This is a genomic window from Pseudomonas rhodesiae (genome assembly GCF_013285305.1).
Classification (GTDB): Bacteria; Pseudomonadota; Gammaproteobacteria; order Pseudomonadales; family Pseudomonadaceae; genus Aquipseudomonas; species Aquipseudomonas rhodesiae.
Genome location: NZ_CP054205.1, coordinates 3,856,610 through 3,868,667 on the forward strand (window position 1 = coordinate 3,856,610; position 12,058 = coordinate 3,868,667).

Annotated in this window: 9 protein-coding genes and 1 pseudogene; 2 read left to right on the top strand and 8 right to left on the bottom strand. The window is 62.9% G+C overall.

All coding sequences use genetic code 11. The features are described 5' to 3' along the window. A complete protein-coding gene (locus HRH33_RS17360) occupies positions 1–1,281 on the top strand; it encodes a TRAP transporter large permease (protein WP_034098900.1) in 1,281 nt (426 codons plus the stop codon). Next, the gene (locus tag HRH33_RS17365; RefSeq protein ID WP_167417916.1) at positions 1,281–2,174 is read left to right on the top strand and encodes an aldose 1-epimerase; all 894 of its coding nucleotides are present in this window, start codon (positions 1,281–1,283) and stop codon (positions 2,172–2,174) included. The genes HRH33_RS17360 and HRH33_RS17365 overlap by 1 nt, the downstream gene beginning before the upstream one ends. An 81-nt stretch (positions 2,175–2,255) precedes the next feature. On the opposite strand, the gene HRH33_RS17370 is transcribed toward HRH33_RS17365, so the two are convergent. The 8 genes and pseudogenes from HRH33_RS17370 to exaC form a co-directional block, all read right to left on the bottom strand. Further along, on the bottom strand, positions 2,256–3,401 hold the full coding sequence (locus HRH33_RS17370; protein ID WP_167417917.1) for an HlyD family secretion protein: 1,146 nt from the start codon (positions 3,399–3,401) through the stop codon (positions 2,256–2,258). Continuing rightward, positions 3,398–5,044 (bottom strand): MFS transporter, encoded by a 1,647-nt coding sequence (locus HRH33_RS17375; RefSeq protein WP_040268793.1) that lies wholly within the window; start codon positions 5,042–5,044, stop codon positions 3,398–3,400. Before HRH33_RS17375 ends, HRH33_RS17370 begins: the two co-directional genes overlap by 4 nt. A gap of 186 nt (positions 5,045–5,230) precedes the next feature. Further along, entirely contained in the window at positions 5,231–6,694 is a 1,464-nt protein-coding gene (locus HRH33_RS17380; protein ID WP_167417918.1) for a DASS family sodium-coupled anion symporter, read from the bottom strand. A gap of 77 nt (positions 6,695–6,771) precedes the next feature. Next, a complete protein-coding gene (locus HRH33_RS17385) occupies positions 6,772–8,142 on the bottom strand; it encodes an ATP-binding response regulator (RefSeq protein ID WP_040268794.1) in 1,371 nt (456 codons plus the stop codon). Further along, positions 8,126–9,289 carry an alcohol dehydrogenase-like regulatory protein ErcA gene (gene ercA, locus HRH33_RS17390; protein WP_034098911.1) on the bottom strand — a complete coding sequence of 388 codons (1,164 nt, stop codon included), beginning with the start codon at positions 9,287–9,289 and terminating at the stop codon, positions 8,126–8,128. Before ercA ends, HRH33_RS17385 begins: the two co-directional genes overlap by 17 nt. 127 nt (positions 9,290–9,416) lie before the next feature. Beyond that, the gene (pqqA, locus tag HRH33_RS17395) at positions 9,417–9,488 is read right to left on the bottom strand and encodes a pyrroloquinoline quinone precursor peptide PqqA (protein WP_010209364.1); all 72 of its coding nucleotides are present in this window, start codon (positions 9,486–9,488) and stop codon (positions 9,417–9,419) included. Between the two features lie 492 nt (positions 9,489–9,980). Beyond that, a pseudogene (locus HRH33_RS26790) lies at positions 9,981–10,082 on the bottom strand (hypothetical protein); the annotation flags it as partial. Positions 10,083–10,482: 400 nt separating this feature from the next. After that, positions 10,483–12,003 (bottom strand): acetaldehyde dehydrogenase ExaC, encoded by a 1,521-nt coding sequence (gene exaC, locus HRH33_RS17400; protein ID WP_034110971.1) that lies wholly within the window; start codon positions 12,001–12,003, stop codon positions 10,483–10,485. Positions 12,004–12,058: the final 55 nt, after the last annotated feature.

Here is a 12,058-nt window from a genome sequence, read left to right on the forward strand (position 1 = left end):
ATGGACGCATTGATTCTGTTGGGCAGCTTTATCGCCTTGATCCTGATCGGCATGCCGGTGGCCTACGCCCTGGGGCTATCAGCGTTGATCGGCGCGTGGTGGATCGACATTCCGTTCCAGGCCCTGATGATTCAGGTGGCCGGCGGGGTGAACAAGTTTTCGCTGATGGCGATCCCCTTCTTCGTGCTCGCCGGGGCAATCATGGCCGAGGGCGGCATGTCGCGGCGGCTGGTGGCGTTCGCCGGGGTACTGGTGGGCTTCGTGCGCGGCGGCCTGTCGCTGGTGAACATCATGGCCTCGACCTTCTTCGGCGCCATCTCCGGTTCGTCGGTGGCCGACACCGCCTCGGTGGGCTCGGTGCTGATCCCCGAAATGGAACGTCGCGGCTACCCCCGCGAGTTCGCCACCGCCGTTACCGTCAGCGGCTCGGTGCAGGCGCTGCTGACCCCGCCCAGCCACAACTCGGTGCTCTACTCCCTGGCGGCCGGCGGCACGGTGTCGATCGCCTCGTTGTTCATGGCCGGCGTGGTCCCCGGCCTGCTGATGAGCGCATGCCTGATGGTGCTGTGCCTGATCTTCGCCAAGAAGCGCGACTACCCCAAGGGCGAAGTCATCCCCCTCAAGCAGGCGCTGAAAATCGCCGCCGACGCGCTCTGGGGCCTGATGGCCATGGTGATCATCCTGGGCGGTATCCTCTCGGGCATCTTCACCGCCACCGAGTCGGCCGCGATTGCGGTGCTGTGGGCATTCTTCGTCACCATGTTCATCTACCGCGACTACAAATGGAGCGAGCTGCCAAAGCTGATGCACCGCACGGTGCGCACCATTTCCATCGTGATGATCCTGATCGCGTTTGCCGCCAGCTTCGGCTACATCATGACCCTGATGCAGATCCCGGCGAAGATCACCACGCTGTTCCTGACCCTGTCGGACAACCGCTATGTGATCCTGATGTGCATCAACATCATGCTGCTGTTGCTCGGCACGGTGATGGACATGGCGCCGCTGATCCTGATCCTCACACCGATCCTGCTGCCGGTGGTGCTCGGCATCGGCGTCGACCCGGTGCACTTCGGCATGATTATGCTGGTCAACCTCGGCATTGGCCTGATTACGCCGCCGGTGGGCGCGGTGCTGTTCGTCGGGGCAGCGGTGGGCAAGGTGAGCATCGAAAAAACCGTGAAAGCGCTGGTGCCCTTCTATGCCGTGCTGTTTCTGATCCTGATGGCCGTGACCTACATCCCGGCGCTGTCGCTGTGGCTGCCGAGCGTGGTGCTGTGATGCTTGAGCTTGAAGATGCGTTGACCCACCTCAGCTTGAATCCAGCGGTGGGCGGCAGCCTCGTCAATTGGCGCGTGCGCGCCACCGGCCAGCCGCTGTTGCGTCATAACGACGAACAGGCCATTGCGACCGGCCTGCCGGGCAAGCTGGGCTGCTATCCGTTGGCGCCGTGGTCCAATCGCATTGCCCACGGCGGCTTCGACAATCCCCTGGGTTGGCTGGCGCTCAAGCCCAACAGCCTGACCGACCCGCTGCCGATCCACGGCTCCGCGTGGCAGCAGGCGTGGCAGGTGGTGAGCCAGGCAACGGATGAGGTGCTGCTGGCGGTGGAGTGCGACACGCCCTTCGCTTATCGCGCCGAGCAGCGCGTGCGCTTGCATGAGGGCACGCTGAGTCTTGCGTTGCGCGTCACCCATTTGGCCGAGGAGCCGGCATGGCACGGCTTGGGCTTACACCCCTATTTTCCGCGCCGACCAGGCACGCGGTTGCAGGCCAGGGCCGCGCAGGTGTGGCTGAGTGATGCGTCCAAGCTGCCGACGGGGTTGGCATCGATACCGGCGGACTGGGATTTCCGGCTCCTCAATGAGCTGCCCGAGCGTGTGGTGGACAACGGTTTTTGCCAGTGGGACGGGGCTTGCCGGATCGAACAGCCGGAGCTGGGCTATGTATTGGAAGGCCAGGCCAGGGGGGCCGATTACTTCCTGCTGTACTGCCCACCGGGGCTGGGATTCTTTTGCATAGAGCCGGTGAGCCATCCGGTGAATGCCCATCACCTGCCGGGCAAGCCGGGCCTGAAACTGCTGGAACAAGGCCAATCAGCCCACCTCGATTTCATCCTGAAATACGTCCCCATTATGGGAGGGGGCTTGCCCCCGATGGCGGCAGGCCAGTGACATAGATGCTGTGATTGACCCCCTGCAATCGGGGGCAAGTCGAATCGTCGCACCGCCCCTCCCACAATTGGTCAAACCCCTTCAGGGCGGGCTGTTTTTGAGCCGCCCTGCCGTGTCGATACTCACGACAACCGACAACCCTGGCCTTAAGCGTTCGCTCTCGGCCTGATTCGGGTCCACCGTAATCCGCACCGGCACGCGCTGGGCAATCTTCACAAAATTGCCGGTGGCATTGTCGGCCTGCAACAGGCTGAACTCGGAACCGGTGGCCGGGGAAATATGCTGCACCGTGCCGTGAAACTTGCGATGGTTCAGCGCATCCACGGTAAAGGTCACTGGCTGGCCGACCTGCACATTGTCCATCTGGGTTTCTTTCATATTGGCGATCACCCACAGCTGCTTCGGCACCAGCGCCATCAGTTGCGCGCCGGAGTTGACGTAGGCGCCGAGGCGCACGCCGATTTGGCCCAATTGGCCGTCACGGGGCGCGGTGATGCGGGTATTGGACAGGTCGATCCGCGCCAGTTCCACCGCCGCGTCGGCACTGGCCACGGCGGCTTCCAGGGAGCCGCGATTGACGATCACCGTCTGCAAATCCTGCCGGGCGATTTCCAGGCTGGCCTGGGCCTGAGCGACCGCTGCCTGGGTCTGGGCATTCGCCGCGCGGGTCACGTCCAACTCGCGCTTGGACACCGAGCCATCGCTGATCAGTTCCTGGTTACGCCGCAGGTCGGCGGTGCTTTTGCGCGCCTGGGCCTGGCTGTCCGCCAAGGCTGCCTGACGCAGTTTGATCGTGGCTTCGGCGCTGTTGCGTTGCTGCACCACATTGGCCAGCGCGGCCTTCTGCACCGCCAGTTGCGCCAGCGCCTGGTCGAGGCGCTGCTTGTAGATGCGGTCATCCAGGCGCACCAGCAGGTCGCCGGCCTTGACGTACTGGAAGTCCTGCACCGGCACCTCGAACACATAGCCGCTGAGCTGCGGGCCAATAATCGTCACCTGACCGCGCACCAGGGCATTTTCGGTGGTTTCCACCGCGCTGCTGAACGGCGGCAATTGCCAGGCATACAGCACGATCAACACGCCGACGATGGCAATCGCGGCAAAGCCCAGGGAGGACAGGATGCGCACCCGCAATGGGCGCAGCTCGGTGGGCACGGCACCCGGCGGCGTGCTGCCCTCCGGGGTTGAAGCAATGGCGGTGGTGGTCGTGGTCGAAGGTTCGGTCATGAAGTAACGCCGCTGGGTTGAACGGGAGGAGTAGCCGCTTGGGTGGTCGTCATCAGCCATAGGCTGCGGGTAAAAATCCACAGCATGGTCAGGATCGCGATGATCGCAATCAGCATAAACACATCGTTGTAGGCCATCACATTCGCTTCACGGGTGGCCGCTGTGGCCAGGCTGCGAATGCCCATGAGGTTGCGTAATTCTGGGTCGGCCACCAGCCCGCCGTAGGCCGAACCGCCGCTCTGCACCCGCGCGGCCACGCGGGGGTCGAGCAGGGTCAGGTGTTCGACGATCATGCTGGAGTGAAACTTCTCGCGCACCACCTGGAAAGTGCCGAGCAACGCCGCGCCGATCAGCCCGCCGAGGTTCTGGCAAATGCCGAACATCACCGAAAAACTCACCAGATTGCGCGGGTTGGCCAGCACGTTTTTGGTGCCCAGTACCATGGTCGGCCCCAGAAAGAACGTACCGCCGAAGCCTAGCAGGAACTGGCTGACATACAGGTTCTGCGGCCGGGTCAGGTTGCTGGAAAAGCTGTCCATTACCGACCCGGTGGCCATCAGCGCCAGGGAGATCACCAGCGGCATCAACAGGTGCGCCGGGTTGATGGTCAACGCACTGATCGCCAGCCCGCTGATCGCCCCGGCCAGCATCACCACGTAAAGCGTGTGCATCTGCTCGTAGCTCATATTGAGCATCTGCATAAAACCCACCGCGCCGGTGGACTGCTCGGACAGCACCATACGAATCAGGATCACCGCCAGCGCCAGGCGAATCATCACGCCGCTGCCCAGCCAGCGCGTCATCAGCAACGGGTTGGCGCGGTTATGTTCGATGGCCAGGCCAGCCATGATCAGCACCAGGGAGCAGGCCGAGGCAATGCCGATCCACGGCGCTTCCAGCCACCAGTCGATACGCCCCAGGGACAGCACCGCACACAGCAGCGCCACACCGCTGGAAAGAATGGCGAAGGTGAGGAAATCGAGTTTTTCAAAGGTCTTGAAACGGTCACCGGGCGGCAGCTTGAGCAGGAACACACAACCCAGGCAGATCAGCGCCAGGCCCAATTCGAACAGGTACAGGCCGCGCCATTCGGCGATCTGCAGCAGATCCTCGGAGAACAAGCGCGCCAGCGGCAGCGCCAATTGCGCGGTGCCCAACCCCAGCACCAGCGCCTTCAAGCGCCATTTGGCCGGGAATGCCTGGATCATGTAATACAAGCCCAATGAACTGAGGGCCGCACCCACCATGCCATGGGCCGCGCGCACGGCGATGGCCGAGTTGAGGTCGTTGACGAACAGGTGGCCGAACGTCACCAGCGCATACAGCACCAGAAACACTTCGGTGAAGGCCCGCAAACCGAACTGCTGGCGAAACTTCACCAGCAGCAGGTTCATGCACACGTTGGTCATTACATAGGCGGCGGGCAGCCAGGCCATTTCGGCGGTGGTCGCACCGAGCGCGCCTTGCAGGTATTGCAGGTTGGCGATCACCAAAGAATTGCCCAGCCCGCCGGTGATCGCCACCAGCACACCGACCATCGCGAACAGCCAGCGCTTATAGGTCGGGTGCCACGGCGTCGACGGCGAACCGGGCAGGCTCGGGCGTTCGTGGGGTTGCCAGGCGCGGGGGGTGTATTTGTCCATTCAATGACCTAGATGACCCGACGGGGGCGTCGGTAATACCTCTACTCAGAGAACAGTAAACCTGAGCGGAGTTCATCTTGCCATCTTGGGGTGGAATGGGGGTCTGAAGCGGGTAGGGTCAGAAAGTGGGAGGGGCAAGCCCTCCCCCACATTGGATCTCAGGTGCATCCAGAGGCAGACTCCAAATCAAATCCAACCGAGCCAACTCCAGTAAGTCGCCGCCAACACCAACATCAGCCCATACCCGATCAACGTCACCAGAATCCCCACCTTGGCAAACTGGCGCGCGGTAAATGTGCCGGTGCCCAGGCACACCATGTTCTGCGGCGCGTTGATCGGCAGGATAAACCCGTAACTCATCACAAACCCCAGCAACAGGGTCATGCCCAAGCGGCTGAATTCGCCGGGCAAGGTTTGCAGCACCGCAATCAGGATCGGCAATAGCGCCGAGGTCAATGCGGTGGCGCTGGCAAAGCCCAGGTGGATCAGGATCAGGAACGCGCCAAGGATCGCGAACACGCCCAGCGGGCCGACCTGGTCCAAGCCGGTGTGGGCCACCACCGCAGCACCCAGCCACTGCCCGGCCTGGGTGGTCAGCAACGCCGTACCCAGGCTGATGCCCACGCCGAACACGATCACCGTGCCCCACGGAATGCGCGACTGCACATCTTTCCAGGTCATCACACCAATGCCCGGCAACAACAGGAACACCAACCCGGCATAGGTGGTCGAGGTGGTGTCGAAAGGATGCAGGCGCCCCTCTGTGGCCCACGCCAACAGCAGCAGCACCGACACCGCCAGCAAGCGTTTCTGCGGGCCGGTCATGGGGCCAATGTCCACCAGGGACTGGGCCACGGCTTCCTTGCCGCCGGGGATGCTGTCGGTTTCCGGCGGCAGCAGCTTGAGCACCAGAAACAGCAGTACCGCCGACATGATCAGCGCCCACGGCGCGCCGGCGATCAGCCAATCGAGCCATGACACGCGCTGGCCGAGCATCTTGTCCATAAAACCGACGGTCAGCAGGTTCTGCGCCGCGGCGGTCTGGATGCCGACGTTCCAGATGCTGGTGCCTTGGGCAACCACGATCATGATCCCGGCGGCGATATTCGAGCGCTTGTCCACGCCGAACGCGGCGATCACCCCCATCATGATCGGCACCACACAGGCACTGCGCGCCGTGGCGCTGGGCACCACCAGGCTGAGCAGGATCGTCACCGCGATCGCCCCCAGCAGGATGCGCCGAGTGCTGGTGCCGATACGGCTTAGCGTCACCAGGGCGATGCGCCGATCCAGGCCGGTATGGGTCATGGCCGCCGCGATAAACAGCGCCCCTGCCACCAGCGCCAGCGCCGGGTTGGCGAAGCCGGTGAGCGCCATGCTGATTGCCGGGCTGGAACCAATCAGATGCGTGGGGTCTTGCAGCGAGGGTGCCGTGCCGAGCAGAAAGGCCATGAGCGAAGTGATCATGATCGCGCTGGCCTCATAGGACACCGCCTCGGTGATCCACACCACCACGGCAAACCCCAGGATCGCCAGCATGCGCTGCCCGGCCACCGGCAGGTCGGCGGGCAGCGGCAACAGCAGCACGCCGGCCATCGCCAGCACGGCGATCACCAGGCCCAGGGGCAATTTGAAAGGTGCAGCGGTCATGGCGTACTCCAGGCCTCTAGATCAGGCCTTAAGAGTGGGGCAATGCCAGCTGCGACGTATTGACAGGTATCAAGCTTCTAGGCCAGCAATTGACTGAGTACCGCGCGCAACTTTCCGGGCTTGACCGGTTTGTTCAGCAACGGAGCATCCAGCCGGCGCAACGCACGGCGGCATTGGTCGGTGCGGTCGGCGGTGATAATCACGGCGGGGATCTTGTGACCGAAATGCTCGCGCAACTGCTTGACCACCAGGCAGCCCACCACCCCGTGGTCGAGGTGGTAGTCCGCCAGAATCAACTCCGGCGCCCTGCCCTGCAGCGCCTGCAATGCGCCGGCCTGGTCGGTGGCGGTGACCACGTCGCAACCCCATTGGCCCAGCAGCGCGCGCATGCTGTCGAGGATGCTGATCTCATTGTCGATCACCAGCAAACGCCGCCCCGGCAATGGGTTACCGGTGGTCGGCAGGGTGGGCAACTGGCTGATCGCGGGTGGCATCTCTGCGCTGATGGGCACCTCGATGCTGAACATCGAACCGCGCCCCGGCCATGACCGCACCGCCACCGGGTAGCCGAGAATCTCGGCGATGCGTTCGACAATCGCCAGCCCCAGGCCTACGCCCTTGCGCTCGGACGCGCGGCCGACATCGAGCTGGTTGAACTCCAGGAAGATCGCCTCCAGCCGGTCGGCAGCGATCCCGCGCCCGGTGTCCCACACCTCCAAGCGCAGACGATCGCCACGACGGCGGGCGCCGAGCAGGATGCAGCCTTCGTCGGTGTAGCGGCAGGCGTTGCTCAGGAAGTTGCGCAAGATCCGCGTCAGCAAACGCAGGTCCGTATGGATCGCATACCCCCCGGTGCGCGCACGCAGGTTCAGCCCGGCCGCCTGGGCCACCGACTGGAATTCCGAGACCAGCGGCGCAAACACTTCTTCCAAGCGATACACCGCCGCGTCCGGCTTGACCGCCGCCTGGTCGAGCCGCGAGATATCGAGCAGATCCGTGAGTAAGTCCTCGGCGCCTTCCAGGGCCTGATGGGTACGCTCCACCAGCACCTGCTCGACACTGGGCAACGCCCGCTCGCGCAGGGTGGCGATCAACAGGCGCGCGGCGTTCAGCGGTTGCAGCAGGTCATGACTGGCGGCGGCGAGGTATTTGTCCTTGCTGCGGTTGGCGGCCTCGGCGGCGTCGCGGGCATCGCGCAGTTGCCGTTCCACCTGTTCACGCTGGGCGATCTGCTGTTGCAGGTTGCGGTTGGCCTCCAGCAATTCATCGGTGCGCGCGGCCACGCGCTGTTCCAGTTCATCGTTGAGGCGGATATAGCGCCGGCGCTCGGCTTCCAGTTCGTCCAGGCGTGCCGTCAGTTCGGGGTAATGGCTCTTGCGCGCCGACTGGTCGCCCAGCCCGAGCAACCCGGCGAGGGCGCGCTGCTGGTCGTCAGAGAGCTTCGCCATACACGACCTCGACGTCACGCTGGCTCGACTCGCGCGGGTTGGTGAGGATGCACGGGTCGTGCATCGCATGCTGGGACAGGAACGGAATATCCGCCACGCGCACGCCATGCAAACCGAGGGTTTCATGGAAGCCAATGGCGTGTTTCAGGGCAATCAGGTGTTCCACCAGGCGCCCACAGATCTGCCGATGGTTCAGGCCCCGGCAGTCGATGCCGAAGGTCTCGGCAATCACCTTGAAGCGCTCCGGCGCCGAGTTGTAGTTGAACGCCACCACATGCTCGACCAGCACCGCGTTGCACAGGCCATGGGGCAGGTCGAGAAAGCCGCCGAGGCTATGGGACATGGCATGCACCGCGCCAAGGATCGCATTGGAAAACGCCAGGCCGGCCTGCATGCTGCCGAGCATGATCTTTTCGCGCAGGGCAATGTCCGTGGGGTTGGCGATCATCTGCACCAGGTTGCCGTTGATCAACCGCATGGCCTCCAGGGCATGGGGGTCGGTGAGCGGGCCATGACCGGTGGAAACGAACGCCTCGATGGCATGCACCAAGGCGTCGATGCCGGTGCAGGCGGACAGGAACGGGTCCATGCTGGCGGTGGTTTCCGGGTCGATCAGCGATACATCCGGCACCACCGCCTTGCTGACGATGGAGAACTTCATGCGTTCCTGCTGGTTGGAAATGATCACGAACTGCGACACATCCGCCGAGGTCCCGGCGGTGGTAGGGATCAGGATCAGCGGTGGGCTGGGCACGCGGATGGTGTCCACGCCTTCGAAGTCCAGAATGCTGCGCCCGTGGGCCACCACGATGCCGATGGCCTTGCCGCAGTCCATGGGGCTGCCGCCGCCGATGGCGACGATCACGTCGCAATGGTTTTCCCGGTACACCTCGGCGCCGAGCATCACCTCCTCCACGCGCGGGTTGGGCGATACGGCGCTGTACAGGCAGTAGTCGATGCCGATGGCCTGCAGGCTGGCTTCCACATCGGCGACCCAGCCGGCGGCGATCACACCGGGGTCGCTGACCACCAGCACCTTGCGCGCACCGAAGGTTTTGGCGTAGTTGCCAACGTTATGCCGGCAACCGGCACCGAAGATGATTTCAGGCGAGACGAATTTACGCAGGAGGCTCAGGTTTGGGCTCATTGGAAAGCCTGTTCTTATTATTTTTGGAAGATGCGCTCCACACTAACCGATCCGCAGGCGTTTGCAATCAGACCAAAGGGTCATTCCCATAGCGCACCGGCCAGCACTGAGCTGGCCGGCTGTTGAATCAACGGCTGGCGAAGTACATGGTCACTTCAAAGCCGATACGCAGGTCGGTGAAGGCGGGTTTGGTCCACATGGGAGAGTCCTCTTGTTGTGCCGGAAGATTCCGGTAAAGGCATTAATACATGGGGGGTTGGGGGGGCGAATGCTACTTTCGACGTAAATGCCGCACTGCATTAGTCGCGAATGTACAGGAAACAAAACTGTGGGAGGGGGCTTGCCCCCAATGGCTGTGGGTCAGTCAACATTTATGCCACTGACCCACCGCTATCGGGGGCAAGCCCCCTCCCACACTTGATCGCATTGCAATTAGAGGATCAGAAGAACCCCAACGGGTTGATGTCGTAGCTCACCAGCAGGTTCTTGGTCTGCTGGTAGTGGTCCAGCATCATCTTATGGTTCTCACGCCCCACACCTTGCAGCCGCCGTTGCCGCGAATGTACAGGGAACAAAACTGTGGGAGGGGGCTTGCCCCCGATGGGGGTGTGTCAGTCACAGCTGTTTAAGCTGACACTCCCTCATCGAGGGCAAGCCCCCTCCCACACTGGGTCGCATTGCAATTGGAGGATCAGAAGAAGCCCAACGGGTTGATGTCGTAGCTCACCAGCAGGTTCTTGGTCTGCTGATAGTGGTCCAGCATCATCTTGTGGTTCTCACGCCCCACACCTTGCAGCCGCCGTTGCCGCGAATGTACAGGGAACAAAACTGTGGGAGGGGGCTTGCCCCCGATAGCGGCGTGTCAGTCACAGCTGTTTAAGCTGACAATCCCTCATCGGGGGCAAGCCCCCTCCCACATTGGGTCGCATTGCAATTGGAGGATCAGAAGAACCCCAACGGGTTGATGTCGTAGCTCACCAGCAGGTTCTTGGTCTGCTGGTAGTGGTCCAGCATCATCTTGTGGTTCTCACGCCCCACACTTTGCAGCCGCCGTAGCCGCGAATGTACAGGGAACAAAACTGTGGGAGGGGGCTTGCCCCCGATGGTGGCGTGTCAGTCACAGCTGTTTAAGCTGACACTACCTCATCGGGGGCAAGCCCTCTCCCACACTGGGTCGCATTGCAATTGGAGGATCAGAAGAAGCCCAACGGGTTGATGTCGTAGCTCACCAGCAGGTTCTTGGTCTGCTGATAGTGGTCCAGCATCATCTTGTGGTTCTCGCGCCCCACACCCGACTTTTTGTAGCCGCCGAACGCCGCATGCGCCGGGTACAGGTGATAACAGTTGGTCCACACACGCCCGGCCTTGATCGCCCGGCCCATGCGGTAGGCGCGGTTGATGTCGCGGGTCCACAGGCCGGCGCCGAGGCCGAATTCGCTGTCGTTAGCGATGGCCAGGGCTTCGGCTTCGTCCTTGAAGGTGGTGATGCCCACCACCGGGCCGAAGATTTCCTCCTGGAACACGCGCATCTTGTTGTGGCCCTTGAGCAGGGTCGGCTGGATGTAATAGCCGCTGGACAGGTCGCCGTTCAAGTGTTCGGCCGCGCCGCCGGTGAGCAGCTCGGCGCCCTCCTCCTGGGCGATCTTGAGGTAGGACAGGATCTTGTCGTATTGCTGCTCGGACGCCTGGGCGCCGACCATGGTTTCGGTGTCGAGCGGGTTACCGCGCTTGATCTTGACGATCTTCTTCATCACCTCGGCCATGAACGGCTCGTAGATCGACTCCTGCACCAGCGCCCGCGACGGGCAGGTGCACACTTCGCCCTGGTTGAAAAACGCCAGCACCAGGCCCTCGGCGGCTTTCTCGATAAACTGCGGCTCGGCACGCATGATGTCTTCAAAGAAGATGTTCGGCGACTTGCCGCCCAGCTCCACGGTGGACGGGATGATGTTTTCGGCGGCCGCATGCATGATGTGCGCGCCAATCGGCGTGGAGCCGGTAAAGGCGATCTTGGCGATGCGTTTGCTGGTGGCCAGGGCCTCCCCGGCTTCGCGTCCAAAGCCCTGCACAATATTGAGCACGCCCGGCGGCAGCAGGTCATTGATCAGTTCGGCGAACACCATGATCGACAGCGGCGTCTGCTCGGCCGGCTTGAGCACGATGCAGTTCCCGGCGGCCAGGGCCGGGGCGAGTTTCCACGCGGCCATCAGCAGCGGGAAGTTCCACGGAATGATCTGCCCGACCACACCCAACGGTTCGTGGAAGTGGTAAGCGGCGGTGTGTTCGTTGATCTCGGCGGCGCCGCCTTCCTGGGCGCGGATGCAGCCGGCGAAATAACGGAAATGGTCGGCGGCCAGGGGCACGTCGGCGTTGAGGGTTTCACGAACGGCCTTGCCGTTATCCCAGGTTTCGGCCACGGCCAGCACTTCGAGGTTTTGTTCGATGCGGTCGGCGATTTTCAGTAGCACCAGGGCGCGGTCCTGGGCCGAGGTTTTGCCCCAGGCATCGGCGGCGGCGTGGGCGGCATCCAGGGCTTTATCGATGTCGGCGGCGCTGGAGCGCGGGAATTCAGCAATCGCTTGGCCGGTAACCGGCGAGGTGTTGGTGAAGTACTCGCCGCTGATCGGTGCGACGAACTCGCCGCCGATGTAATTACCATAACGCTGCTTGAAGCTGACGATAGCGCCAGGGGTGCCAGGTTGTGCGTAGATCATAGTAAAGCCTCTGTCTGGGTCCGGGCCTGTCGGTCAACAGGCGATCACCCGATAG